The sequence below is a fragment of the Pseudoduganella aquatica genome (assembly GCF_020865585.1).
In the GTDB taxonomy this organism is placed as follows: domain Bacteria; phylum Pseudomonadota; class Gammaproteobacteria; order Burkholderiales; family Burkholderiaceae_D; genus Rugamonas; species Rugamonas aquatica_A.
Genome location: NZ_CP086370.1, coordinates 6,045,685 through 6,070,201, shown reverse-complemented (window position 1 = coordinate 6,070,201; position 24,517 = coordinate 6,045,685). Strand labels below are relative to the sequence as shown.

General features: G+C 61.9%; 22 protein-coding genes and 1 pseudogene. 12 read left to right on the top strand and 11 right to left on the bottom strand.

The genetic code is table 11. From position 1 onward, the window contains the following. The first annotated feature begins 21 nt into the window (after positions 1-21). The 3 genes from KT882_RS26990 (at position 22) to KT882_RS26980 (ending at position 6,363) form a co-directional block, all read left to right on the top strand. Positions 22-1,437 (top strand): glycine zipper family protein, encoded by a 1,416-nt coding sequence (locus tag KT882_RS26990; protein ID WP_228893774.1) that lies wholly within the window; start codon positions 22-24, stop codon positions 1,435-1,437. Positions 1,438-1,446: 9 nt separating this feature from the next. Next, positions 1,447-4,686 (top strand): hypothetical protein, encoded by a 3,240-nt coding sequence (locus KT882_RS26985; protein ID WP_228893773.1) that lies wholly within the window; start codon positions 1,447-1,449, stop codon positions 4,684-4,686. A 489-nt stretch (positions 4,687-5,175) separates the two neighbouring features. Then, complete coding sequence (locus tag KT882_RS26980; protein WP_228893772.1) at positions 5,176-6,363, top strand: tyrosine-type recombinase/integrase; 1,188 nt, start codon at positions 5,176-5,178, stop codon at positions 6,361-6,363. Between the two features lie 63 nt (positions 6,364-6,426). On the opposite strand, the gene KT882_RS26975 is transcribed toward KT882_RS26980, so the two are convergent. Further along, positions 6,427-7,014 carry a hypothetical protein gene (locus KT882_RS26975; protein ID WP_228893771.1) on the bottom strand — a complete coding sequence of 196 codons (588 nt, stop codon included), beginning with the start codon at positions 7,012-7,014 and terminating at the stop codon, positions 6,427-6,429. Between the two features lie 120 nt (positions 7,015-7,134). Continuing rightward, on the bottom strand, positions 7,135-7,305 hold the full coding sequence (locus KT882_RS26970; RefSeq protein WP_228893770.1) for a hypothetical protein: 171 nt from the start codon (positions 7,303-7,305) through the stop codon (positions 7,135-7,137). Between the two features lie 399 nt (positions 7,306-7,704). On the opposite strand from KT882_RS26970, the gene KT882_RS26965 reads away from it, so the two are divergent. The 5 genes and pseudogenes from KT882_RS26965 to KT882_RS26945 all read left to right on the top strand — a co-directional run bounded on the left by KT882_RS26965 (position 7,705) and on the right by KT882_RS26945 (position 12,964). Beyond that, positions 7,705-8,097: a helix-turn-helix domain-containing protein gene (locus KT882_RS26965; RefSeq protein WP_228893769.1), complete on the top strand. Its 393-nt coding sequence runs from the start codon at positions 7,705-7,707 to the stop codon at positions 8,095-8,097. Between the two features lie 651 nt (positions 8,098-8,748). Then, positions 8,749-9,954, top strand: a complete 1,206-nt coding sequence (locus KT882_RS26960; RefSeq protein ID WP_228893768.1) for a reverse transcriptase domain-containing protein — start codon at positions 8,749-8,751, stop codon at positions 9,952-9,954. Between the two features lie 591 nt (positions 9,955-10,545). Next, entirely contained in the window at positions 10,546-11,226 is a 681-nt protein-coding gene (locus tag KT882_RS26955) for an 8-oxoguanine DNA glycosylase OGG fold protein (protein WP_228893767.1), read from the top strand. A 526-nt stretch (positions 11,227-11,752) separates the two neighbouring features. After that, positions 11,753-12,639: pseudogene (locus KT882_RS26950) on the top strand (RNA-guided endonuclease InsQ/TnpB family protein). A 52-nt stretch (positions 12,640-12,691) separates the two neighbouring features. After that, complete coding sequence (locus KT882_RS26945; RefSeq protein ID WP_161073906.1) at positions 12,692-12,964, top strand: DUF4242 domain-containing protein; 273 nt, start codon at positions 12,692-12,694, stop codon at positions 12,962-12,964. 12 nt (positions 12,965-12,976) lie between these two features. On the opposite strand, the gene KT882_RS26940 is transcribed toward KT882_RS26945, so the two are convergent. After that, the gene (locus tag KT882_RS26940) at positions 12,977-13,921 is read right to left on the bottom strand and encodes an alpha/beta fold hydrolase (protein ID WP_228893766.1); all 945 of its coding nucleotides are present in this window, start codon (positions 13,919-13,921) and stop codon (positions 12,977-12,979) included. A gap of 105 nt (positions 13,922-14,026) precedes the next feature. Next, entirely contained in the window at positions 14,027-14,509 is a 483-nt protein-coding gene (locus KT882_RS26935) for a MarR family winged helix-turn-helix transcriptional regulator (protein WP_161073905.1), read from the bottom strand. A 25-nt stretch (positions 14,510-14,534) separates the two neighbouring features. Between KT882_RS26935 and KT882_RS26930 the strand changes: the two genes are divergently transcribed. After that, a complete protein-coding gene (locus tag KT882_RS26930; protein WP_228893765.1) occupies positions 14,535-15,269 on the top strand; it encodes a siderophore-interacting protein in 735 nt (244 codons plus the stop codon). Between the two features lie 9 nt (positions 15,270-15,278). Here KT882_RS26930 and KT882_RS26925 read toward each other — a convergent pair whose 3' ends face one another. From KT882_RS26925 to KT882_RS30705, 4 genes are read right to left on the bottom strand one after another with little or no spacing between them, the layout of a single operon-like run. Next, on the bottom strand, positions 15,279-17,045 hold the full coding sequence (locus KT882_RS26925; RefSeq protein ID WP_228893764.1) for a putative bifunctional diguanylate cyclase/phosphodiesterase: 1,767 nt from the start codon (positions 17,043-17,045) through the stop codon (positions 15,279-15,281). After that, positions 17,042-18,370: a sensor domain-containing diguanylate cyclase gene (locus tag KT882_RS26920; protein WP_161073902.1), complete on the bottom strand. Its 1,329-nt coding sequence runs from the start codon at positions 18,368-18,370 to the stop codon at positions 17,042-17,044. The genes KT882_RS26925 and KT882_RS26920 overlap by 4 nt, the downstream gene beginning before the upstream one ends. Next, positions 18,367-18,756 (bottom strand): phosphonate transporter, encoded by a 390-nt coding sequence (locus KT882_RS26915; protein WP_161073901.1) that lies wholly within the window; start codon positions 18,754-18,756, stop codon positions 18,367-18,369. The genes KT882_RS26920 and KT882_RS26915 overlap by 4 nt, the downstream gene beginning before the upstream one ends. Continuing rightward, positions 18,753-19,997, bottom strand: coding sequence for an AMP-binding enzyme (locus tag KT882_RS30705; RefSeq protein WP_267478626.1), 1,245 nt, complete (start codon positions 19,995-19,997; stop codon positions 18,753-18,755). Before KT882_RS30705 ends, KT882_RS26915 begins: the two co-directional genes overlap by 4 nt. A gap of 113 nt (positions 19,998-20,110) precedes the next feature. Here KT882_RS30705 and KT882_RS26905 point away from each other — a divergent pair, with 113 nt between their 5' ends. Beyond that, positions 20,111-21,070, top strand: coding sequence for a beta propeller repeat protein (locus KT882_RS26905; protein ID WP_228893763.1), 960 nt, complete (start codon positions 20,111-20,113; stop codon positions 21,068-21,070). Here KT882_RS26905 and KT882_RS26900 read toward each other — a convergent pair. Further along, positions 21,067-21,717: a hypothetical protein gene (locus KT882_RS26900; protein ID WP_161073898.1), complete on the bottom strand. Its 651-nt coding sequence runs from the start codon at positions 21,715-21,717 to the stop codon at positions 21,067-21,069. The two genes, KT882_RS26905 and KT882_RS26900, sit on opposite strands and share 4 nt — an antisense overlap. A 106-nt stretch (positions 21,718-21,823) precedes the next feature. Here KT882_RS26900 and KT882_RS26895 point away from each other — a divergent pair, with 106 nt between their 5' ends. Next, entirely contained in the window at positions 21,824-22,723 is a 900-nt protein-coding gene (locus tag KT882_RS26895) for a hypothetical protein (RefSeq protein ID WP_228893762.1), read from the top strand. On the opposite strand, the gene KT882_RS26890 is transcribed toward KT882_RS26895, so the two are convergent. Then, on the bottom strand, positions 22,724-23,038 hold the full coding sequence (locus KT882_RS26890; RefSeq protein WP_161073896.1) for a hypothetical protein: 315 nt from the start codon (positions 23,036-23,038) through the stop codon (positions 22,724-22,726). Between the two features lie 94 nt (positions 23,039-23,132). On the opposite strand from KT882_RS26890, the gene lpxO reads away from it, so the two are divergent. Further along, a complete protein-coding gene (gene lpxO, locus KT882_RS26885; protein ID WP_161073895.1) occupies positions 23,133-24,032 on the top strand; it encodes a lipid A hydroxylase LpxO in 900 nt (299 codons plus the stop codon). Here the strand turns inward: lpxO and KT882_RS26880 are convergent. Next, on the bottom strand, positions 24,019-24,372 hold the full coding sequence (locus KT882_RS26880; RefSeq protein WP_228893761.1) for a hypothetical protein: 354 nt from the start codon (positions 24,370-24,372) through the stop codon (positions 24,019-24,021). The genes lpxO and KT882_RS26880 overlap by 14 nt on opposite strands. Positions 24,373-24,517: the final 145 nt, after the last annotated feature.

The following is a 24,517-nucleotide window of genomic DNA, read 5'->3' as shown; positions in this document are numbered from 1 at the left end:
CTATATCAATCAGGAGTCAGCATGAATGATGAACACAAAAAAGCGATACGCACCTCGATCAGCGCCTGTCCGATCTGGACCGCGCGTGCGGCAGACCAAATCGGTCAGATGTTAGCGCAAATCAATCCGGCTAATACCATGATGGCGGGGATTTCCATGACCGCACAAAATAGCGCTATCAAAGGGGGATTCGCTTCGGAAGTTTTTCATGCCGAGTCCTTCAATCTGGATGCCATCCTGAAGAACAAGGATGTACGCGCGTTCACTGATAACTTCAGCAATACGCCGTTGGCGCGCAACGATACATTGCACGATATCGTCGTAATGAAGGATGGCCAGCGTGTCTTGGGCGCCCAATTGAAATACTTCAAGGATGCTGACGCGACGCAGAAGGCATTTCGCTCCACCAGGGATGGCGTGCACCAATACGAAAACAGCGATCTGTTCCTGGGACCATCCGATCAGATTGACGGCATCCGCACGTCCGCCCAAAAGACGGTGCTGAAGAATCAGCAAACGCGCCCGGGAGTTGCGCGCGCGGCGGAGAAGGTGCGCGACAACACCTGCGCCCAGCTTGATGTGGACGGCGCCCAGTCAACCCCGTTGAGCAAGGGCGAAGCCGAGCAACTGGGCAGCGGCTCCGAGGCCGGCAAAGATCTGCACGAGCAGATGCAGAATGACTACCTGAACAAATCCACGCTACAGCAAAGCATGAAGGCAGCCCAGGCCGCAGCGATCATCACCGCCGTCACCGCTGGCTGCATCAATTCCTTCCAGTACATCCAGCAGGTACGGAATGGCGAAATCAGCGCGGAGCAGGCTGCCCACCTTATTTTGAAAGACACGGTGATTGCGGCCGGCGATGCCGCGTTGAAGGCCGGCGCGGCGACCGCCAGTGTCAGCATCGCGGCGCGCTCGCTGCCTCAGTTGTTTGCCGGTTCGGCATTCAAGAGCAGCCTCGCCGGCGGCGCGGTGGCCGGTGCGGCTATCTGCGCGGTGGATGCCGTGCAATGCTTGGTGTTGTTCGTTGCAGGCAAGATGAGTCGTGAAGAACTGGAGACCCGCACCGGGAAAAATCTGTTCCAGACTGGAGCCGCCGTGGTCGGCGCCTCGGTGGGCGCTTCGATCGGCGCACTGGGTGGGCCTGTGGGCGCATTCATCGGCAGTTTGGTGGGCGGCATGATCACGTCGATCGCGATGAGCATAGCGCTGGACAATCATATTGAGAAAAATTTTAGGCTCACGCTGACAAATACGGAACAGGTGGTCGGCAGCGGCATCGCCGCCCACGACACATTGCAGTATCTGCAGCTTTCTCAGGAATACTACGCGGGATTCCATAAGTCGCTGTATTTGTCCGAGCGCCACTTTGGGCAACAAGTCAAGACAATGCAGTCCCAAAGCGCACGACTGAAAGACAAAATTAACAACCTCTGAGGTATGAATATGAATGACGCATCCGTCGCTGAACAAAATCAGATCTTTGAGGCCTCGCTGGGAAGTGTGGAGCAGGACGCTATCAATGCGCTGGTTAGCAAGCACAAGGCAAATGCCGCCGTCACGCAGCAACTGGCGATGGACGCCTCGAAGCTGGTGGCGACCAGCCAGGAGCGGCTGGCCCAGCAATCCGGAGCAGGCTTCTTTAAACGGCTTGCCAATGCCATCAGCGGCAAGACCAGCGAGAATCAGCAGCTGAACCAGTCGGACATGCTGCAGATGCAAAAGTTTGCATGGCACTATCTGCAGCAGTTGCAGCAGCAGAATCTGATTAATGCTCAAAGTATCGCGGTCATCCGCAACAATCTGGGAATGATGAATGAATACATCATCGAGACCCGTGATTTCCTTGAGCATGCCATTGATAAAATCGACCACCGTCTGCGACATCTGGAAAACAATGCTAAGTTCGTCAGCTGGGCGCTGAATATCGAAGCGAACAAGCGTCGCTTCAAATCGATGCCGAAGAACTTACTGATTTTGCGGCTGACCTACGATTTCCAGCGCAGCCATCAGCATGTGCTGTTCACGGAGCGCGATGTCAGCAATTACCTGGTCACTACGCTTGAGAAGCTGGATGTGAATTGCGACGAGGAGATCAAGCTGCTGGACTTCATCAGCGAACTTATCGATCAGATCGATATCGTTGGCCTTGAGCAGTACCGCAGCCTGATCGCGGTCTCGTTCGATGAATACGCGGTGGAGTCTGATTTCTTGCAGAAGAATATTTCTGGCATCGGCTTCAATGCGCTTTATTATCTGTCCGATCAATATGAACGCATTACCGACCTGATCGCTGATGAGCAACTGTGCAACAGTGACGAAGCACGCGAAAAAATAATATCCAAATTTTTTGGCAAGGAGTTTTCAGGCCTGACCACTGCCTGTAGCATCCGTCATCTGATGTGCGAAATCATCGGAGCCACCCAGCTTGCGATTGACGTCTACAAGGACCAGCACGGCTTGAACGCCGCGCCGCAACCAGTCGCCGAAGCGCTGCAGCAGGAGGAGGAGCCGGTGATACTGTTTTCCGCATTGCCGGAAATTCATGCGCACACCTATTTCGACAGTGGCGCTAGTGACCAATCGAAGCGCGATTATTTGCTGCTGTTCGCCTTATGCGTTGAGACTTCCGCATCCTTTAAAGCGCCGGCACGGGAGTTCCTGTCTTTGTTGGGCGCGAAGGCGGGCCAGGCCGATGTGCGCGAGGAGATCCTCAGGCTGGCCGACAATCCGCGCAAGCTGAATGACTATCAGCCAGCGATGCAGGCATTGCTGGACGACGAGGATAAGAAACTCACTTGGCTGCTCGATGTCTTCTTCTTGCTGGCATTGGATGGCAAGCCGGTTGAAAGCCCCCAGATCAAATCGATACTGGGCATCCTCAAGCCCGCCCAGTTGAAGGAATGCCTGCCGCAGCTGCTGGCGATTATCGGTGACAGCGATGAGTCCAAGGTGCTGGAGCTTGCGCTCAAATTGACGCCGTCCACGCAGGCCTGGAAGAATGTGGTCCGTTACCGCGAGCTGCGTTTCGGAACATTCTTCGCAGAGCCGCTGAAACGCCTTCAGGCGGCAAGCTGGGCGAACACGCGCCTGCTCTTAGAAATGAGCGAAGTGTATCGTAGAGGCATGGAGCACGCGTACTTTTTCAGCTACTCCGACGGCAGTTTCATGGACAATCTGGCGGAGAAAGCTGCTTCCACCTTGTGTGCCCAGGGGCGTAAATCTGCGCTCGCTGGACTGAACGAGTTTCGCGAGAAGACCGTAGCTTTCCTTTCGGAGCACAGTTCCGCGCTGTCCCTAGGAAATAGTGTGATTTCCCGTTGGAGTATTTCTGCTTTCGAGTTCAAGGACGATACTGGTTACAGCGATTTTGATCTGGATAATTCGGCGGAGAACGAGGACTGGGGCGATCAGTTCCAGCTTTATTACGATAAGCTCGAGGGGACGCTGAATTCGTTTGACGGTGCTTGCGGCAATGTTGTGAAGCAAATTGAGTTCTTCGTTGCGGGCGATTTCGATCAATCCGTGCTTGCGCTCAGAGAGAAGCAGCGTGCCGAATCCCAGCGCAAACGAGAGCAGGAGAAGCTGGAAAAACAGTCCGTCGTCCTTGTCAAGGATGGACAGGAGCACCTGTTCAGAATCGATTGGCGGCAGGTCGACAATCCACCGTGCGATCCGCAGCACATTACCCACATCAAAACGGACGGCAAGATATGGGTGATCGTCGCCAGCATTAATTCCGATGAAGTGGTGTACCGCAGTGAAGACGGTGTGGTCTGGCAGAAAATCCAGCTCGATCTGCCGCAGTTCAAGATCTGGCTGGACAAGATCGATGTCGTCAATGGCCTGTGGATCGTCAGAAACCGTGCGCTCAGGGAGGGAACGCGGGAGCAGGGTTGTTATTATTCAAGTGATGCCTTGGTTTGGCAGCACAGCACCGGCCCCGACGGCGAATACAAAAATCAGGGTTATGAAAATCTCGTGTATTTTAACGGCGTATGGCTGTGGGCAACCTCGCAAAGGAAGAAATACTCTTATACTGAAAAAGGTTTCTTCAGCGACTCCACCAACACCGGCACTTACTACACGCTGGCGGTGTTTTGCGCCCCGACGCTAGATGGCCCGTGGCAGCCGTGGGAGCACACGCCGCAACTTCCTGAAGGTGCCGGAGTAAAAACAATCTGCTCGCTGCCGGGGGGCAACGCGCTGCTCGCTTTCTGCGAATACGACAGTTCCTATATTCGTAACAAGAAGAAGCCTGAGAACCCGCCGTTTGTGAAGTATTTTGGCGCCGGCAAATCGTGGCAAACCAGCGACTGGGATAGCAGCAGATCTTTTTACGGCTCTGATCGCCCGATTATTACACAACTGGACGGCAAGTTAAGGTATTTCTGCTCCGGTGAAATCCTTGTATCGGTCAAGGGCTATGACTGGCAGCTCCAGGAGGCGACGCTGCATGTTGACGAGCATTTTCAGTTGAACGACGTGAGCCTGTTCACTAGGAGCAACGACATGGGCATTTACCTTAGTCAGGATGGCGAGCAATTCAAGGAAATCGCGCTTGACGATGGGGGGTGGCGATATCTGACAGCCAATGACGGTGGCATACTGGGTATCCATTATGCTAACAAACACGAGGAAACGGTGCTGCGGGTAGGGCGCTACATTTGCCAGCCAAAGCTGTGACCGTGAGGCGGCCCGTCAAATGGGCCGCCCCGCCGTTCGCCTGGCTGTGAGCGGATTTTTCTTGCCCCGATGGCTTTGTGTGTTGCATTTAATAAAATTGCGACAAGCATTCCATAAAAAAGTGGAGTAGGAGTGACACGGCCCTGCCTGACTCGCTCAAATCGATATCATTTTCCTGAGCGCGACCCGTTCGGGTGTCTGCTCGTCGGACCTCGAACTTTCCTAGAAATTCAATACCTGCGGTGTTCTGTGTGACCGCCAGGAAAAACGGAAATGGAACGGACGACGTAGGCTGCACTGCTCGTTACCTTTGTCTGCTCCGCATTGCATCTTGATTTCTAAGGGTTCTTGGGCAACGGGCAACGCTCGTTGCCTCGATGCTCAAGAACTCTGAAAACGCTCAACCCCACCCCCCACGTATCAACTTCCTGCCCGCATTCGGTTATGCCGAATGCGGGCTTTCTTTTGTCATCAATACGGAGGCCGACAATGGCGACACTTGCCCGAAAATTCCGATTCACACAGCGCGACTTGGATCGCTTGCCCCCTTGCCCGGCCGATGCCGCGTCCAAGGCTTACGAGGTCAGTGATGCCGACGTGACCGGGTTGCGCCTATCAGTTACGAAGGGCGGCAGAAAATTTTGGTTCTGGCGGTACACGTTCGACGGGCGCAAGCGCGCAGCCCGAATCGGCGAGTACCCGGCTACCGATCTCGCCGCCGCCCGCAAGCGGGCCGGCGAAATGCGTTCGATGCTCGACATGGGAAAAGACGCGCAAGGCGAGAAGGACGAACTCAAGGCCATGCCCAGCTTCGCCGAGTTCGCTGAGCGTGAGTACATGCCGATGGCGAGGCAGACCAAGCGCTCGCACAAGGACGATGCCCACCGCCTGAAGAACCACTTGATCCCGCGCTTCGGCCACAAGAAGCTGTCGGAAATATCGACGCGCGAGATCCAGGCCTTCATTGGCGAGGTGGCGAAGTCGCGCACGCCGGCCACGGCCAACCGCATCCTGTCGCTGATCGCGCGCATGCTCAAGCTGGCCACAATCTGGGGCATCATCGAAAAGAACCCTTGCTACGGCATCGCCAAATTCCGTGAGCAGCGGGCGCGCGAGCGCTTCCTGACCAGTGATGAAATCGCGCGGCTGTTCCAGGCCATGGAGGGTGACAGTCACGGCTACGGTGTCGCCGGGATCAAGTTCTTGCTGCTGACCGGGCTGCGCCGTAACGAGGCCCTGCGCGCAAAGTGGGGGCAGGTGGACCTTGGGCGTGGGCTGATGCATCTGCCTCAAACCAAGTCGGGCAAATCCCGGCATATCGTGCTCAGTGCGCAGGCCCGCATGCTTTTGGAGGGGCTACCGAGCTATGGTCAGAGCCAGTGGATTTTTCCAGGGAAAAGCCTTGCTGATGACCGACCCGTGTACAACATCGACAAGTGCTTGCAGCGATTGCTGGAAAAGGCCGGCATCGAACGGATGCGCGTGCACGACCTGCGTCATACCTACGCATCAGTCATGGCGCAGAACGGGGTGTCGCTGTTCGTGATCCAGTCGGCGCTGGGTCATAGCTCGCCAATGATGACCATGCGTTACGCACACTTGTGCGACACCGCTCTCCGGGATGCTAGGTGCAGGCCTTGGCGCAGCCGAAGCCCTTGGACTTCCAGTTCACGATGATCGTGAAATTCTGCTGTGAGGAATTCATGTGTCATCCTTTCGTGGGTGTGTGGGCCAAGGCGGTTATGCCTTTTTTGCGGTGTTCTGCTTTGGTGTTTTGCTGTGTTCCGCTTCGGGAGGTGATTGGGTGCTGGCTGCAGGATCGACTGGCTCGATGAGCGTGCCCGCCTCGGCCAGCATGGTCTTCTTCCACGCAGCCCAGTCGCCCGTGATGATGTGCTGCGTTTCTGCGTCCGGCGCTGGTCCCAGCAGACCTTCCGAACGGAGGATCGCCACAATGAAGCCGGCGTTGTTACTGCTGCGGCCTACAAAGGCGTCCTTGAGCGCCCTGGAGGGAAAGGGTGTGCTGACGTCGCATTTGCTGACGCATGCCTCGATTTTCGGAAACGGCACGCGCTCGCGGCTGAAGTACCCTCCGCCCTGGTTGCCGGTGATGGCGATGAGCAGCGTGGTGCGGTCAACGTCGGCGATCACTTGATATTCGATGCTGCCTTCGGCGTACTTGCTTACCTTGCTTGCCTTGGCTGTTTTCAGAAGCCAGATCGGTGGCGGCGCCTGGAACTGGGCGCTGCTCTGTGCATCCGATGCTTCAGTGGTGGTGGGCTCGGTGGGCGTCGCGGCGGCTTTGCCAGGGGGGGATTGCTTGGTCATGTTGAACTCCTGATTTGCGTGAAGAAATGAAAAAGCCCCCATGACCGATAGGTCATGGGGGCGCTAAGGACTTGCGGAGGGGGGGCGATCAGCGAAGGCTGACCGGTGTGCAGCGGTGTGTTACTTGACCTTGTCGGAGATCCAGATGCCGACGTAGACCGGCCAAATGAGGGATTCCGCGAGGGACAGCCAGAAGCCATCCTGCGGATACATCACGGCTGTACAGCCGATCACGCCGAGGGAGTAGATCCCCATAAGGGGGTTGGTTCTTTCGTTGTCTTCGTCGCTCATGTGGAGATGGTTCCTTTGAGAATCTGTTGGTAGTTGGAATTGTGGCGCCTCATTTGAGACAAGCTCGCCAGATGAGGATTGCCGCGATGAGCATCCAGAACCCATAGTGGAGTCCGAGAATGAACTTGATTGCTGGCCAGCCCATCGTGATGATGATTGCTAGCCCTATGAGGACTTGCATAACCTGCTCCTTTTCCAAGCTCCGGTAGGGGGGACTCTGTGTGTTGATCGCTGTCCTGGCCGCTTCAATCAGCGTCCATCGCGGAAATGATATGGAGGTGAAGATGGATCCGCGATTCGAACTCGGTGTAATCTGTTGACTTGCGAGTCGGTGAATTAGATTCTGTCATAAACGTTGGCTTGCATCAACAATAAACGTCGAATATCAATCCGACATTTATGGTTGCCAAGAACATTTCAGAGCCTGCCGATCCGGCTTCACAAGCAAGTGACCTGGCCGTGCGGCTGTCGCGGAATATGACTGCCCGGCGTCATGCGATCAGGCTTACGCAAGCTCAGGTCGCCGAGAGATTGGGCTTGGACACTGAAACCGTCTCACGCTTCGAGCGCGCCAAGCATATGCCCTCGTTGGTGACGCTTGAGCGGATGGCTGCTGTTTTGGCGACGACGGTAGCTGAGTTGTTGGCAGAGGAACCTAACCAGCCTGATGATCAGTCACTTGTCATTACGTCCTGGATGGCGGCCCTCCGACCTGATGATCAGGCTTTTGCTCGCGCGCTCTTAAAGCAATGCTGCGACTATCTCTCCGCCCGCAATCCGGACCTCAAGTAAGACATGCGTATCGCCGGTTGACTTGAGGTAAAATTGCCGAGTGGTAGCGCCCTCATGCATCTATGCAGGTTGCGCTGCACGTTACCATGCGGCCTAATGGCGCAAAGGCGAGCAATCGCGTGAGCGTTAGCGGCGGTGTCAGCGGCTTGGACGACTCGCAAGAGGCTCTCAGCCAAGACTCTGCCGACGGTGGCTGGCGTGGTGCTTCGTCTTCTACTCCCGATTTAGTTGGGAAGGCGAATAAGAAACGTGCGGGGCGGTCAAGGAGCATAGGCGCGGGCGCGCCGCGAACGTCGAAGCGTGAAAACGTTTCGCATTCTGCCCCGTCTTGGTGGAAGCGATGGCTGTTAATCGCGACTACCGCGTGCTTTTTGTTCAATTGTTGTAGTGAACTGGGGGTGTTGAGAATGCAAACGAGTATGATTCGCATTTCGGCGGCTGGTGGTTGGGTGGACGGTGTGCCTCATGCATCTATGCAGGTTGCGCTGCACGTTACCATGCGGCAAAATGGCGCAAAGGCGAGCAATCGCGTGAGCGTTAGCGGCGGTGTCAGCGGCTTGGACGACTCGCAAGAGGCTCTCAGCCAAGACTCTGCCGACGGTGGCTTTTTCCGCTGGCTCGGGGGGCTTCAACGCCAGCGGCACACCTGAAATGGGCTCGACTGTATACGACCAAGTACTTTCCCACGCGACGCTGAGTGCTGTGTGGAAGCATCTCTACAAGAAAACAAAACTCCTTTCCCGCAACACCACCGGGGTCGATGGCCAGTCGATTAATGACTTCCATCTTGATGCTAAGGGTCATCTCGTTCGTCTGGCTCGGGACATCCGTGAGCGTAAGTTTTCATTTTCCCTTTTGAAGCCGTACTTGGTCCCCAAACCGAGTGGCAAAAAGCGCTTGATTTGTGTTCCGACTGTACGGGATCGGATCGTTCAAGGTGCGTTGGCTGGGTACCTCGGAGACAAGTATGCCGTTAAGCTGGCGAATAACATCAGCTTCGGGTTTATCAAGGGGCGCAGTGTTCACATGGCGGCAGACATCGCTTGCACGTCGCGCCGTGAACGATCCTGGGTATACAAGACAGACATTACCGCATTCTTTGATTCAATCCCCCGTACCGATCTGCAAAACGCCATCAAGAAGCTGATCAAGGAGCGTTCATTGCATGCCTTGCTGTTCGCCGCGCTGGGATGTGAAGTTGATTCGCCCAGTCGGGCAGTAGCAACCGACATCGCCAAGCTCGGAATTAAGCGCGGGCTGGGGGTACGGCAAGGAATGCCTCTGTCTCCGTTCTTCTCGAATCTGCTCTTGGTCGATTTCGACCAAAAAGTTGAGCAGTCAGGCGTTAGTGCTGTTCGGTATGCCGACGATTTGATCTTTCTTTGCAAGGATGAAAGCGAATGCAATCAAGTAGCCGCTTTCTGCAAAAGTGAGTTCAACAAGATCGGCTTAGACGTCCCGGCGCTTGGTCCCGGGTCAAAATCGGTGATCTATTCTCCTGACCACCCAGCCGAGTTCCTGGGACTAGAGCTTGCGCCGGCGGCGGTTGGCTATGAGTTGAGGTTAGCAGATGACCAGTTGCTGCGCTTAAAGCAAGAGTTGCTTGGCTTTAGCAACATCAAGCAGCTGCTCAGTAGGGGCGTCACGCTTCGCACACTAGGGCAGACCATTGCAGCTAAGCGGGACGGCTACCTTGGCGCTTATGACATGTGTGCCAATATTGAAGACGTCCAGCTGGAGCTGCGAAAGGCGGAACACAAGGCGTTGCGCGCCGTCTATGGCGCGGGGTTGGGGATTAAATTGTCGGAAATTGGTGCGGACGCGCGAGCCTTTCTAGGTTTGCCTCGTAAGCCCTAGTTGTCATAACGACTCCCTGCCCGGCATGGAGGGCTCCTGGCTATGTCCGTGTGGCTTTTCGGAACAAAGACGAGGGTGGCATTTTCTCGTTGAACTGTATGCCGAGGCGCTCCGTTGCTCGCCCGGGCTAACTGTGACAATTCAATAGAATTCGACGCGTTCTTGGCGCCAATATTTTCGAATGACAATAAAAATGACCTCCCTACTAGGCAATTGGGGTACGAGATGCCAAGCTGGGGCGAGGCAATTCAAATATTGCATGGATTACTGACGTGCTACAAGACGTGGGAAGGTCTAACTAATGCTGGATGAAGATTCAGTGCGCGCTGCAAGCGAGCTCGCGACTACGGCGGAAGATTTTGTGGAGAGGTATGGCGAAAACTACTGGCTCGCTGTACTTTACCGCGCACTCGCTGCTCATGATGGGTTCTGTAGAGGAGGTTTTGAGATGCTCAAAGCCCTGTAGCGTATGCTTGAAAATTATGCATGGCACGGGGGAGAGTGATCCTACTCGGGTCTTTTTCGCTATCTGGTCATGTTCTGCTGCTTTAATAGTAGGGCTGGCTCTGCCAGCCTTAGATGGAGCAAACGATGCACAAAAGGGCAGTACCAACCCTCAATGTCGAGCATTGGGCTACGTTTCAAAAACATATGGATCATCCGGTGATCTGGCCGGGAAAGTGTCCGCGAAGATGGGGGGCTTCGGTGCAGGCGGATGATGCCGTGCTCAGTGGCCTTCCGGATGTTGCCTTAACTCGTGAAGATGTAAAAGCTTTTTGCCGCAACGAGCGCAATTCGGACGAGGCGTGTTTTCTAGTAATCATGGCATGGGGAGGGATGCGCGTGTCGAATGCCCGACGAGCCTGGCCTGCGCGCGATCGCTGGCTGGGCCTTGTCAGGGCAATGCGACATGGGACTCTCAGTGGCCGGTCGGCTGCGTTCCACGCATTGCTGCGGGCTGATGTCCCTGGCATGCGGATTCCCTATTTTACGAAGCTGATGTATTTCCTGTGCTCTGGCCAGGCCTGCTATATCCTGGATCAGTGGACGGCGCGGTCCGCCAATTTGTTATGTGTTCCAGCCGCGCCGCTCGTACGATTACAGCAGAATTACGTCAAGAACGATAACCCTGCAAGTGTCTATCTCGAATTCTGCGACCTAGTGGATCGCCTGGCAGATGCCACCGGACGGACCGGCGAGCAGATTGAGCAAAGCATGTTCGCAGGTGGTCGTGGTCATCCGTGGCGCGCTGTTGTACGCAAGCTCGGCTGACGGATCTCAAATTGGTCAAAGTTGGTATCACGCGCGCTGCTAGGGGGCTACGTCATCCGTTCCTTCTCCGGTCTAATTGCTAGTGTCTGGTCCGCTTCTGGTCCCAGAAAAGAAGGGCCGGCACCTGCAAAATTTGTCTTGATCTTTATAAAATCAACGACTTAGTGCTTAGTCTGTGTCGCTGTTCAAGGGTCTCATAAAATTTGTGCCTTACGTTTGGAAACTGCGTAAGGGATGGTGTCAAATTCGGCGAAACCTAAGCACAGCAATGTGGATGGCAACGCCGAGCCAAGCTTCGGTGCGAAAGCGCTGTTGAAGGTGTAGAGACTAGACGGCACCCACCTAAGGCGTACGCTATGGTGAAGGCATAGTCCAGGGAGTGGCGAAAGTCACACAAACCAGAATCCGTTGGTGCCGTGTTCGACTCACGGGAGGCCCACCAGACAAATGAAAAAAGCCAACTCTTCGGGGTTGGCTTTTTTCATTTGGCCCTGGAACTATTCGCTACTTCCGGTGTCTGATATGCATGAAGCTAGTCTACCGATACCGCGTCAAATCCCATCTTGCCTTGCTTGATCGGCAGGCACAGACAGTTAATTTCGTCTGGAACTATTGCAACGACCGTCAGCGCGACGCGTTGCGCTTTGGACGCCGATGGCTAACTGGATTCGACCTCATCAATTTGACGAGCGGCGCCAGCAAAGAAGGGGAAAAGTACTGGACGGTACAAATTTTTCGCGAGATCGGCGTGGCAACTGGTTCTTGAATATTGTAGTGGAGGTAGCCGAGCCGGAGGCCAGGCTGCCTATGCGCGGCATTGGAATTGATCTCGGTCTCAAGGTGCTGGCAACCCTGTCCAACGGGATCAGGATTGAAACACCGGCCTGCTATCGCGCCGAGGAAGACCGGCTGGCGATTGCGCAGCGTGCCCGCAAGCGGCTGCGGGTTCGGGCTATTCATGTGCGGGTTGCCAATCGTCGCAAAGACTACTTGCATAAAGTTACTGCCCTTCTTGTGCGCGACTTTGATTACATCGTCGTTGGCAACGTCAATGCCGCCGCGCTCGCGAAGACGCATATGGCGAAGTCGGTGCTGGATGCGGGCTGGTCATCGTTCCGTCAACAACTGGCGTACAAGGCTGTTAAGCATGGCGCCTGGTTCGAGGAAGTCGTTGAACGTTTCACCTCCCAGATCTGCTCGTGTTGCGGACGCTTGCCGGACACGAGGCCGAAAGGTATCGCAGATCTTGGCGTAAGGGAGTGGCAATGCAGCGAATGCGGGTCAATGCATGACCGCGATGTGAACGCCGCGTTGAACATTCTCCGTCGCGGGCGTGCGACGCTGGCTGCAGGAGCTCTGCTTCACGATGGCAGGGAGACGCCAAAATCCTTTGGTGCCGGTGCGGCAGGTTGACATCCTTGAAACGTGGGCTAGCCTAAATAGGCTAACCAAGAGGAGTGACATCATGCCGAAATACGTCATTGAGCGCGATATTCCCGGCGCGGGCAAGCTCACCAGCGCGGAACTGCAGGGAATCTCGGCCAAATCCTGCGGCGTCCTCAATGAACTGGGGCCGGCCATCCAGTGGGTGCACAGCTATGTCACCGACGACAAAATCTACTGCATCTACAACGCCCCCAGCGAAGAGCTGGTGCGGGAACACGCCCAGCGCGGGGGCTTTCCCGCCAACCGCATCTCGCAGGTGCGGGAGATCATCGATCCGGTCACTGCGGAGTAGGCTGCCTGCCGCTTAGCGGGTGTTCACCCTGGCCATGAAGGCAGCGGTGAGCCGGGCGACGTCGTCGAGCCGGGTGTCCATCACGAAGTGTCCGCCGTCCAGGATGTGGACCTCGGCCGCCGGATTGTCGCGGCGGAAGGCGTGCGCGCCGGGCACGGTGAAGGCCAGATCGTGCTTGCCCCATACCACCAGCGTCGGCAGCTGGCGCTGCTTCAGCCAGGCTTGCCATGCCGGGTAGGCGGCCAGATTGGTCTGGTAGTCGTAGATCAGGTCGGCCTGAATCCTGGCCTGGCCCGGGCGGTTCAGGTAGGCGTATTCGTCCATCCACAAATCAGGGTCGTATGCTTCCACGGCAGGATCGTCGCCGATGTGGCGCGCCCGCGTGGCCGCGACCGACTGGTGCACCGCCACCACCTCCTTCTCATAGGCGGCGCGGTCGGCCCAGAAGGGCTTGCGCTTGGCCCACATGGCGCCCAGGCCTTCTTCATACACGTTCCCGTTCTGGAAGACCAAGCCCTGGATCGCGGCGGGGCGCGCAATGGCCATGCGCATGCCGACCGGGGCGCCGTAGTCCTGCATCAGCAGCACGTAGCGCGTGACGCCTACCGCGTCGGTGAATTTCTGCATGACTGCCGCGAGATGGTCGAAGGTGTAGCTGAAGCTGGCCGGGTCGGGCGCTTCGCTGTTGCCGAAGCCGGGGTAGTCCGGCGCGATCAGGTGGTAGCGGTCTCCCAGCTTGCGCAGCAATCCGTCGTACATGCGGGACGAGCTGGGCACGCCGTGCAGCAGCACGATGGCGGGCTTGCTGGCGTCGCCGGCTTCGCGGTAGGCGATCTGCACGCCTTCCACGGCAACCGTGCGGTAGGCCACCGGCGCGGCTTGCGCAGCCGGCATAGCCGCGGCCAGGGAGAGTGCTGCGGCCGCCAGGACATTTGCGGCGGTGGACGTGGTGTGCATGATGGGCTCCAGTCGTGGTTGAATGGTGCCAATGTAGCTGCCGCGCCGGGCGGCAAAAAGGGTGCCGGGATCAATACATTGTTTCGCTCGGCGAAACTACCCGTGTCAGTCCGGCTGGTCCAGGTTCTGCTTCACTTGCTGCAGCAGTTCCAGCAGCGCCGTTTGCTGCCCGGCGCTCATGCCGTGTACGGCTTGCGTGTTCAGGATCTCCGCCTCGCGCTGCGCTGCCGCCTGGATGGCGCGGCCGGCGTCGGTCAGCGACAGGCGGGTGTTGCGGCGGTCGGCCGCGTCGGCTTCGCCGTGCAGCAGGCCGCGCTCGCGCAGCGCGGTGATCAGGCGCGCCAGCTGCGCCTTGTCGCGCCCGCTGTGCTTCGATAAATCGCTTTGCGTGGCGCCCGGATGGCGGCTGAAATAGCCCAGCACTTTCGCTTCCATATGGGTCAGCTCGTGCTGGCCGTCGCGCAGCGCCTGGAATTGGCGGGTCTTGTACTGGTGCATGATGGTGTGGACCAGCTCCAATACCGCGTCCTGCCGCTGCTCGCGGCAATGGTTGACATTGTCATTCGATTCAGGGATGATGGGTGACATTGTCAATCAATTGGAAGTGAAAGATATGAGTATAGACTCTCCCGCCAGCCGTGTGCAGCGTGTGCGCCACGAGCTGAAGATACGCCGGGTGGAAGTGGTGCGCGTGCGCGCCATCGGCAGCCATTTCCGCGCCATCACCTTCGGCGGTCCCGCCTTGCAGGATTTCCATAGCGCGTCCTTCGGCGACCACGTTAAATTCATCCTGGGCGACGGCCCGGACGCCGCCAAGCGCGACTACACGCCGCGCAGCTTCGACCCGGTGGCGGGCGAGCTGGTGATCGAGTTCGCGCTGCATGGCGACGGTCCGTGCGCGGCATGGGCGGCGCAGGCCGCGCCAGGCCAGCAGGCCACTATCGGCGGGCCGCGCGGCTCGCTCATTATTCCGGTGGACTACGAATGGCACCTGCTGGTGGGCGACGAGACCGGCTTGCCGGCCATGTCGCGCCGCCTGGAGGAGCTGCCGCGCGGCGCGCGCGTGACCGTGATCGCCAAGGTGGGCGACGCGGCGGACCGCCGCGCCTTCGCCGGCGAGGCGGCGGCCGATGTGCGCTGGGTGTCCAGCGACGCGGAGCTGCTGGCGGCCGTGCAAGCCTGGACCTTGCCCGCCGGCGACGGCTATGCCTGGTGCGCGGGCGAAGCGGCCACCATGGTGGCGGTGCGCAACGAGCTGGTCAACGTGAAGGGCCTGGGCAAGCACGCCATCCGCGCCGCCGCCTACTGGAAGCGCGGCGGCAGCGGCTATCACGAGAACCTGGAGTAAGGCGGGCCGCTACCGCGCCTGTATCCACGCGGCCAGCGCGGCGGCGGGCAGCGGGCGGCTGTACAGATAGCCCTGGCCCTTGTCGCAGCCCTGGCGCCGCACCACGGCGGCCTGGGCTTCGGTTTCTATGCCCTCGGCCACCGTGCTCATGCCCAGGCTGCGCGCCACCTTGACGGTGGCCTCGATCAGCACTTCATGGTGGTGGCTGGTGTCGGACAGGCTGACGAAGGAGCGGTCGATCTTCACCGTGTCGACCGGCAGCAGGTGCAGGCTGGACAGCGAGGAGAAACCAGTGCCGAAGTCGTCCAGCGCCAGCTTCACGCCCAGCGCTTTCAGGCGCTGCAGCTGCTGCTGGATATCGGCCCCTTGCGCGGCCAGGCTTTCCGTCACTTCCAGCTGCAGCTGGGCCGGCTGCATGCCGCTGGCGTCCAGGATGGCCGCCACCTTGTCGCACAGCGACGCATCGCCCAGCTGCGCGCGCGACAGGTTGACCGCCAGCAGGCGCGGCGCGCGCGCCCCCAGCTCGTTTTGCCAGGCGGCGAAGTCGCGGCAGGCGGCGCGCAGCACGAACTCGCCGATGGCGTCGATCAGGCCGGATTGCTCGGCGATCTCGATGAATTCGATCGGCCCCACCACGCCGCGCCCCGGGTGCTGCCAGCGCACCAGCGCTTCCACCCCGGCCGAGCGGTCGATGGCGCCGTCCGGCAGCACCCCGACCACCGGCTGGTAGACCGTAAACAGCTGGCCCTGGGCCAGTGCGCTGCGCAGCTCCGCTTCGATGCCGCCGCGCCGCGCGGCCTGCTCGCGCATGGCCGGCTGGAACAGCACGGTCTGGCCGCCGCCGGCCGCCTTGGCCACCGCCACGGCCACGCTGGCGTCGCGCAGCACGTCGTCGGCGGCCGCGCCGCCCGCGCCCAGGTACACCACGCCTATGCTGAACTGCAGGCTGATGTCGTGCAGGCCGATGCGGTAGGGCTTGCCCAGCGTCTGTTGCAGGCGGGCGGCGATGCTCTCGGCCACGCCGGCGCCGGCCAGTCCGTCGAGCACCAGCGTGAATTCGTCGCCGCCCACGCGCGCGGCCACTTCGCCCAGGCCCTGGGCGCTGCCGTCGCCGCCGGGGCGTGCGCCCGAGCGCACGCTGGCGCGCAGGCGTTCGGCCATCAGCACCATCACCTGGTCGCCCACCGGGCTGCCCAGGGTATGGTTGACCTGCCGGAAGCGGTCCACATTGATAAACAGCAGTGCGCCTTCGTCGCCGCTGGCGGCGCGCGGCCGGGCGGCCATGCGCTGCAGCAGTTCGCGCACGGCGGCGCGGTTGGGCAGCTTGGTCAGCGTGTCGATGCGCGCCGCGCTGTCGAGCCGGCGCGCCAGGGTGCGCTGTTCGCGCTGGACTTCGGCGGTGGCGTCCACCAGCACCGCCATCATGCGCCCGGCGTCCACCTTCAGCACGCCCAGTGCCAGCACTTCGGGCCGCGCGCCGCGCCCGCCCGGCTCCGCGGCGCCCGCGCTACCCAGCACCAGGCGCATGCCATCGGCAATCACGCCGTGCGCGTACGGATAGGCCTGGCACTGCGCGCGCAGGCCCGGCGCCTGCTGCTGCAGCACGTCGAACAGATTGGCCAGGTTGCCGTCCGGCGACACCGGCATCAGCAATTGCGAGGCCATGGGATTGAGCATTTCAATGCTGCCGTCCTGCTGCAGCTGGATCAGCCCGACCGGAGCCTGGTACAGGAACTGGATCAGCGCCTCGTAGGCGTCGTCGCTCTCGCTCGTCATGCCTGGGACTCCCCTTCGGCGGGCCAGCACACCACGCGGTTGCGTCCGCCGCGCTTGGCGGCGTACAGCGCGTCGTCGGCGCGCTGCAGGAAGCCGGCCAGGGTGCAGGCCGGGTCGTCCATGGCCGCTACCCCGATGCTGATGGTATAGGCGATGGCGGTGTCGCCGACCATCGCCGGGCCAGCCTGCACCCGCTCGCGCAGGCGCTCGGCCACAATGGCCGCGTCGGCCAGGCTGGCGCCCGGCAGGATGGCGGCGAACTCTTCGCCGCCTATGCGCGCCACGGTGTCGACCTGGCGGAACATGCTTTTCAGCGTGGCGCCCAGGTGGCGCAGCACGGCGTCGCCGGCCGGGTGGCCGTGGCTGTCGTTGATGGCCTTGAAATGGTCGGCGTCGATCAGGATCAGAACCGGCGCCTGCGGCATCTTGGCGCGGCGCAGCAATTCCAGCTCGCCCGCTTCGAAGAAGGCGCGCCGGTTGGCCAGCCCGGTCAGGTGGTCGCCATAGGTGGCGCTGCGCAGGTTTTCGCTCAGTGCGCGCTTGTCGGTGATGTCGCGCAGGATCAGGCAGTAGGCCGGTTCGCCCGGCGCGGCCGGCGCCAGCGTGCCGTCGTCGCGCTTGCGCCCCGGCAGCGGCGAGAGCATGGCGCTGCCCCAGAACTGGCTGCCGTCGGCGCGCCGGCGCAGCCCTTCGTCCAGGTGCCAGCCGTTGAGGTTGGCCTGCTGCAGGCGGTGCGCCTGCTGTGCTGCAGAGGCGTCGTCGGCCGGGTAGAACAGGCCGAAGGGCTGGCCGCGCACACCGGCTTCGTCGAAGCCGGTGACCCGGCCTATGCTGTCATTCCAGGCGGCCACCCGGCCGTCCTGGTCCAGGCTCACCAGCGCGTAGTCGGCGATATTGGTCATGATGGCGTTCAGCCAGGCGTCGGTGTTGCGCAGCTGGCGCTCGCGCTTGTCCTGCTCGGTGATGTCGCTGAGCACCGCCATCAGGCGCGCCGCGTCCAGCTTGAGCAGCGTCAGCGACAGCACTTGAGGGCCGCCTCTGGCGCCGTTCAGGTAGAGCCGCATGCCTTCGCACACATTGCCGCTGGGCGCGCTGTAGCCGGCGCAGCGCTGGCGCAGGTCGGGCGCCACCGGCGCCAGCGCCTCGAACAGGTTGAGCAGATTGCCGTCGGCGCTGAGCGGCATCAGCAGCTGGGCCGAGAGCGGATTGAGCATCAGGATGGCGCCGTCGCTGCCGGCCTGCACCAGGCCCACCGGCGCCATGTACAAAAATTGCAGCAGCGCCTCGTGCTCGGCGGCGTCGGGCGCGTCCGCCACGGCGTTCATAGCCGCTGCACCAGCACGTAGCGCATGGCCGAGCCGGGCGAGCACAGCAGCCGCAGCGCCACCTTGGTCGGACGCATGCGCAGCGTCAGCACATAGTCGATGGTGGCATCGAGCGCCGTGCCGCTGTCCTGTGCGTCCTCGAAGCGCTGCGCCACCAGGAAATTGTTCATGCACGGCGCCACGACGGTAAACAGCTCCTGGTCCAGCACGCGTTCGGGGCTCAGGCCGGCAGCGCGCGATTCGAAGGCGTTGTAGCGGCGCACGCGGGTGCTCTCGTCAAAGCCGATCACGCCGAACGGCAGCGCGTCCAGCGCGGCCTGGTCCAGCTGGTCCAGGCGCTCGCCCAGGGCGGCTTGCGTAAAGGTGAGGGTGTTTGCTTCAGTCATGGTTGCTCCGGGGTTGATTCGTTGCCGGCGTCGATAATCCAGTCCGCCAGCTTGCCTTGTTTTGTCCTGGGCAAATTGCTGCCGAAGGTGAATGATACCGGGCGCGCGGCCATAGTCAAATGGGCGCGCGCCCAGGCCGCCAATTCTGCGGCCAGCGCGGCTTCCTGCGCGCCGGCGGGGGCCGGCACGATGAAGGCCTTCAGGCGCTGGCCCTCGTCCGGGCGCATCAGCCGCACGCTGGCCTGGGCCACGCCCGGGTGGCGCTCCAGCACCGCTGCGGTGGCGGCCGGGTGCACGTTCACGCCGCCCACCTGGACCGCCTGGTCGATCCGCCCGGCCGGCACGAAGGCGCGCTCGCCGCGCCAGTCCAGCGTGTCCTGCAGCGCCACCTCCCGGCCGTCGCGCAGCAGCATGCCCGGCTGCGCCGTCCGGTCCCAGTAGGGCAGCAGCGCGTAGGCCTCGCCTGCCTGGCGGCGCCAGCCGATGCCGGCCGTTTCGCTGCTGCCGTAAATTTGCAGCAGGTCCAGGCCCAGTGCCTGAAGCTGTAGCGCCACCGGGTCGGGGCAGGGCGCGGTGGAGGTGATGCCGGCCACGCCGTGGGCGAAGGGCTGGCCGGCGGCGGCCACGCCGGCCCAGTAATCCGGGAAGCTGACGATCAGGTCGCCCGTCCGGGCCAGCCCGGCCAGGCGCGCCGGCAGGGTGGCGCGCGCGTCGACCAGCTGCGGCGCATCGGGCAGCGCCTGCGGCAGCAGCACGGTGAACAGGAAGCCGTAGATATGGTGGGCCGGCACGGTGTAGAGGATGCGCTTGACCGGCCCCAGCACGCCGGTCCAGTACTGCACTTCCTGTTCCAGCTGCGCCAGCGCATGCTGGCATTGCTTGGGCGCACCACTGCTGCCCGAGGTGCGGAAGCTGATGTGCGCGTCCTGCAGCGCCAGGCTGGCCTGCGCGATGCTGCACCAGCCGGCCAGGGTCGGCAGCGCCGGCAGTTGCTCGTCCAGGCCGGTTTGCTCCATGCGCAGCGCGGCGCTCAAGGCTGTGGCCAGCTGGAAGCGCTCCAGCGAGTCGGCGCCCAGGTCGCGCTCAAAATGCAGCTCACCGGACCAGGGCGCGTGCGGCAGGCCGGCATGGCTGAGGCGCATGGCGGCCAGTTCGCTTCTGGCCAGATCGGCAATCAGGCGCGGCAGGCTGTCCTGCTGCCACCAGGGGCGGGTGGGCGCGAATGGGGCTAGGGTTGACATGGCAGCAGTATAGAGCGGTTTGGCCGGCCGTAGCGGCGCGTGGGGTTTCCTGAGCAAAACAAGTTTGTAGGTATGCAAAGCAGTATTAGAATGCAACAAACTTTGGAAGGGGAATGATGGCCAAGCGCGACACGCTACAACACGATGCGAGCCCGCCGGCGCGCGCGCGCATGAGATTGGCTTTGGCGCTGGGCGCCGCCGTGCTGGCGCCAGCGGCCATGGCCGGCGTGCCGTTTGACTACCGCATCGGCGCCACGGGCATAACCGAGGACGAGCACGGCATTGTGATCCATGCGCACGAGCCGGTGCGGCTGGAATTGCGCCCGGGCGGCCGGATCTGGCCGCCGCTGGTGGTGGACGACGGCGGCCGCATCTACGTGGGCGGCACGGTGATCGACGCGCTCAGCGGCCGCGTGCTGCAGGCGGGCGGGCGCGACGTGCTGGCCTTGCCGTATGGCGTGCAGGTGGCGCCGGAAGCGGGCGGCTACCGTTTTCGCAGCAGCGCCACGCCGGGCCGCGACTGCCTGCTGCCTTTGAACAAGCTCAACGCCGGCGGCAGCAAGTCCGCGCTGCGGGCGATGAAGGACGCCAGCGTGGCGTTCGCGTCGTCGCCGCGCGGGGTGGTGGGGCTGGCCACGCAGCTGGGCATGAACGGCAAGGTGTCCGGCTACACGGCCAGCCTGATCGACGCGGCCTCGTGCAAGGTGGCGCACAGCACCTGGCTGGGCAATCCGGATCTGCTGGTGGAACTGGCGGCGTCCAAAGCGGGCGGCTGGTGGATCACCGGTTCGGCCGCGCAGACGCTGCTGCGTTCGGCGGATGGACGGCGCTGGCGCAAGGTGCGGGTGCCGGCGCAAGGCGCGCCCTTGACGAGCAGCTATGCCGTGAATGACAAGGAAATCTGGGTTGCCGCCGCGCAGAGCGGGGAGAGCGAAGAGCGGCCGTATATGCTGTCGTACTCGGGCGACGGCGGCGCCAGCTGGGCCAGCTTGCGGCGCGACGATCCGCTGCTGGGCCGGCTGCCGCCCGCGTGGCTGGAGGGCCAGCGCCGCCGCGCGGCGGGCAGCGACTAGGCTGCGGGCGCGAGGCCCGGCCGGGCCGCTTCGGCAGCGGTCACGTCCTGCATGGCCACCACCAGGTCGGCCTCGGTCAGCAGCTGCTGGACGGGGAAGCCGTCCTCCAGCGCCACCAGCAGGCGGTCGGACGGCTGGTCCGGGCGGGCGGGCAGGAAGGCGAATTGCGGGAAGCGCGCGCTGCCGTTGCGGGCCAGCTCGTGCAGCGTGCGCGGCGCGGCGCGCAGCAGGCCGTTGCGCACATGGCGCTGGCGTTCTTCGCTGCGCTCCTTGAGCAGCGTGCTCAGGCGCGTGGTTTCCTTGCGCAGCCGTTCGGCTTCGGCGTGCTGGCGCTGCAGCTCAACGTCGCTCATGGCTTCTTCCCATTGGCTCAGTTTCAGCAGGCCTTGCTTGTGCAGCGTCTGGCGCTGCAGGTCGATGTCGAGCGCGCTCAGGTGCTGCTGGTGGGCTTCCAGGTCTTGCGCGTCCTTCACGTCGCCGTTGGCGCGCAGCCATTTGTCGCCGAAGTCGAACACCAGGCCGTCAAAGTAGAAATACACCGGCAGCGGCTCGGGCAGGGACAGTTCCAGCAGCTCGCGCGTGCTCATGTTCCAGCGCGCCGCCAGTTCGGCCAGGGTGAGGGTGATTTGTGGGGCAGATAAGGTCATGCGCGCAGTATACTACGGGCTTTTGCTGCGGCGCAGAGGTCTGGCGGGCGGGCAGGTGTGGTAGAGTCCTGTTCGCTTTTTGCGCATATCCCAGAATTCCAGACCCATGAAGATGCAGACTACGCCGCGCGTTGAACCGACTTTCGGGGACGACCCTCTGTCCTCCGCCTCCGCCCCAGCGCCTGCCGGCGCGGACCCGGCCGAGGCCGTTTTCACCGCCTGGCCCGAGGTGGGCGAAGCCCATACCGAACCGCATATGGCCCCGCCTGCGGGAGCAGCGCCTGATGCTTCTGTGCCTGATCCGTTCGCCGCCGATCCCGATCCGCTCAAGGCCGATGCGCCCGCCAGGAAGCCGCTGCCGCTGAAAACCATGGCGCTGGGCGGCACCCTTGCCGCCGGCCTGATCGGAGCGATTGTGTGGATCGGCAACACGGCGCAGGAACAGCGCCACCAGCCGCCGGCGCTGGCCGCTCCGGCAGGCATGAGCGCCAAGGCGCTGCCGGCGCCGGACGTGCAGAAGATAGCGCCGCCGCCGGTGGTGCAGTCGGCGCTGGTGGCGCCGTCCGAGCCGCAGCATGCGGTGCCGGTCCCGCCCGTACCGCCCGGTGCGACCGCCGCCGCGCCTTCGGCGCTACTGTCTGCCGCACCTTTGGCGGCAAATTCCGCCGCTCCGGCTGGTACAAGCGCCAGCGGCACCATCGCCGCCGCGCCTCCGGCCAGCCGTGCCGTCGCCGCGCTGCAGTTGCAGCCGGCGGAAGCTGCTCCGGCCAAGCTGAAGACGGCCGCGCGCACCGGTGCGCGCACCGGTTTGCCTCAGGCGGCGGTCAAGAAGGCCAAGAAGACAGCCGGCAAGCCTGCCAAGGCCGGCGCCGTGCGCGAGCCGCGCAAGCAGGCGGCGCCCGCCAAGCCGGCGCGCAAGACCGCCGTAGCGGCCAAGCCGCGCTGCGATGCGGCCAACCGCGCCACGGCGCGCTGCCGCGCCATCAGCAAGGCGGCGAAGAAGTAGTCAGCCCGCGCGCCTGGCCGAGCGGCGGCTGGCCAGCCAGTCCGCGCCGCCGTTGGCCAGCGCGGCGGCGATCACGTCCGGCGGCAGGCTGTACACCGTGGCCCAGGTGGCGCGCCCGTCGCCGCTGTTGGCCGGAAAGCTGCTCGCCTCGATGGGCCAGTGATATTTGCGTTTCAATGCCTTGACGATGGCCGCCAGCGAGACGCGCCCCTGCAGCGGCTCCGCGCCGGTCTGGTCGCTATTCGACAGCAGCACCGCCAGCACGGCTGCCCGCGCACTTTGCGGGCCGGGGAAGGTGGGAGTTTTTCTTGCCATCCGGGCATTGTAGCCGGAAGTTTACGGCCCACGAAGATCGCGCAGAAAAAGCCGTTTGGCGATATCATGGTGGATTGTGTACGCTGGAGGCGCCATGAAGTTGGCACTGGTATCGTTTTATTTGTTAGCTATTTTCCACATCCACTTCCGGGGCAAGGTGCGGCTGCCGTTCATGCGCCAGCTGTTCGACCATTCCTCGTTCATGGCGCCGATCAACCTGTTCATGCACGTGTTCTCCAAGGTGCCGTCCAAGCCCTATCTGTCGCTGGACCAGTTCAAGGAACTCGAGCCGCTGCAGCAGAACTGGCAGATCATCCGTGCCGAAGCGGAAAACCTGCTGGCGCTGAAAAAGATCAAGGCCGCCGAACAGAACAACGACGCCGGCTTCAATTCCTTCTTCAAGAACGGCTGGAAACGCTTTTACCTGAAGTGGTACGACGCCAGCCATCCGTCCGCTGAACAGCTGTGCCCGCAGACCTATGCGCTGCTCAAAGGCATCCCCACCGTCAAGGCCGCCATGTTCGCCGAGCTGCCGCCGGGCGGCAAGCTCAATCCGCACCGCGATCCCTTCGCTGGTTCGCTGCGCTACCACCTGGGCCTGGCCACGCCGAACGACGACCGCTGCTTTATCGACGTGGATGGCGAACGCCACAGCTGGCGCGACGGCCAGGGCGTGATGTTCGACGAAACCTATATCCACTGGGCCATCAACGGCAGCGAGAGCGACCGCATCATCCTGTTCTGCGACGTCGAGCGCCCCATGCGCTACCGCTGGGCGCAGGCCATCAACCGCTGGCTGGGCCGCACCATGATGACCGCCGCCGCCTCGCCCAACGAGCAGGGCGACCAGACCGGCCTGGTGAGCAAGCTGTTCAAGGTGTCCTATGTGGCCGGCCAGTACCGCCGCCGCTACAAGGCCTGGAACAAGACCGCCTACAAGCTGACCAAGTTCGGCCTGATTATCGGCGTGGCCGCCGCCATTATTCTGCTGTAAGCCGCCTGCCTGTCTGGCCGGCCGGCAGACGCTGGCTGGCCTCTTCCCTGGTCAGTATCCACACGTTGAGGATCTGGCCGTCGCTGTCTTCCTGGTAGTTCACCAGCAAGTTCTCGCCGCGCAGGCTGGCCGGCATTTCTATCATATTGTCCTGGTTGAAAATGCGCGCCGCCGGCGACAGCGTGCGCGTCTTGCCGTCGATAACAATCGACGGATGCCAGGCCGGCGTCATCTTGCCGCGCTTGGCGTCGGGCGGGAAGGGGCGGCTGTCCGCCAGGGCCAGCGAGGGCAACATCAGGGGCAGCGTCAAGAGCAGCGCCAGGCTGCGTCGTTTCCACATTTTGCAGGTCCGTGTAGGGAAAGCGCCAGCTTACCCGATCGCCGCGCCGGGGGCTGTTGTCTTGGCGCAAAAAATGCGTGCGGATTTGCGGTAGTCAATTCGGCATCGGTCTATACTGGATCTCCGGACAGATAGCCAGGGAGAT

Coding starts and splice junctions, on each gene's coding strand:
- KT882_RS26915 (WP_161073901.1), bottom strand. CDS start 18,756: ATGACTGAAGCAAACACCCTCACCTTTACGCAAGCCGCCCTGGGCGAG.
- KT882_RS26955 (WP_228893767.1), top strand. CDS start 10,546: ATGCACAAAAGGGCAGTACCAACCCTCAATGTCGAGCATTGGGCTACG.
- KT882_RS26985 (WP_228893773.1), top strand. CDS start 1,447: ATGAATGACGCATCCGTCGCTGAACAAAATCAGATCTTTGAGGCCTCG.
- KT882_RS30705 (WP_267478626.1), bottom strand. CDS start 19,997: ATGTCAACCCTAGCCCCATTCGCGCCCACCCGCCCCTGGTGGCAGCAG.
- KT882_RS26925 (WP_228893764.1), bottom strand. CDS start 17,045: ATGACGAGCGAGAGCGACGACGCCTACGAGGCGCTGATCCAGTTCCTG.
- KT882_RS26990 (WP_228893774.1), top strand. CDS start 22: ATGAATGATGAACACAAAAAAGCGATACGCACCTCGATCAGCGCCTGT.
- KT882_RS26920 (WP_161073902.1), bottom strand. CDS start 18,370: ATGAACGCCGTGGCGGACGCGCCCGACGCCGCCGAGCACGAGGCGCTG.
- KT882_RS26965 (WP_228893769.1), top strand. CDS start 7,705: ATGGTTGCCAAGAACATTTCAGAGCCTGCCGATCCGGCTTCACAAGCA.
- KT882_RS26905 (WP_228893763.1), top strand. CDS start 20,111: ATGATGGCCAAGCGCGACACGCTACAACACGATGCGAGCCCGCCGGCG.
- KT882_RS26940 (WP_228893766.1), bottom strand. CDS start 13,921: ATGCACACCACGTCCACCGCCGCAAATGTCCTGGCGGCCGCAGCACTC.
- KT882_RS26895 (WP_228893762.1), top strand. CDS start 21,824: ATGAAGATGCAGACTACGCCGCGCGTTGAACCGACTTTCGGGGACGAC.
- lpxO (WP_161073895.1), top strand. CDS start 23,133: ATGAAGTTGGCACTGGTATCGTTTTATTTGTTAGCTATTTTCCACATC.
- KT882_RS26930 (WP_228893765.1), top strand. CDS start 14,535: ATGAGTATAGACTCTCCCGCCAGCCGTGTGCAGCGTGTGCGCCACGAG.
- KT882_RS26960 (WP_228893768.1), top strand. CDS start 8,749: ATGGGCTCGACTGTATACGACCAAGTACTTTCCCACGCGACGCTGAGT.
- KT882_RS26935 (WP_161073905.1), bottom strand. CDS start 14,509: ATGTCACCCATCATCCCTGAATCGAATGACAATGTCAACCATTGCCGC.
- KT882_RS26900 (WP_161073898.1), bottom strand. CDS start 21,717: ATGACCTTATCTGCCCCACAAATCACCCTCACCCTGGCCGAACTGGCG.
- KT882_RS26970 (WP_228893770.1), bottom strand. CDS start 7,305: ATGAGCGACGAAGACAACGAAAGAACCAACCCCCTTATGGGGATCTAC.
- KT882_RS26975 (WP_228893771.1), bottom strand. CDS start 7,014: ATGACCAAGCAATCCCCCCCTGGCAAAGCCGCCGCGACGCCCACCGAG.
- KT882_RS26945 (WP_161073906.1), top strand. CDS start 12,692: ATGCCGAAATACGTCATTGAGCGCGATATTCCCGGCGCGGGCAAGCTC.
- KT882_RS26980 (WP_228893772.1), top strand. CDS start 5,176: ATGGCGACACTTGCCCGAAAATTCCGATTCACACAGCGCGACTTGGAT.
- KT882_RS26890 (WP_161073896.1), bottom strand. CDS start 23,038: ATGGCAAGAAAAACTCCCACCTTCCCCGGCCCGCAAAGTGCGCGGGCA.
- KT882_RS26880 (WP_228893761.1), bottom strand. CDS start 24,372: ATGTGGAAACGACGCAGCCTGGCGCTGCTCTTGACGCTGCCCCTGATG.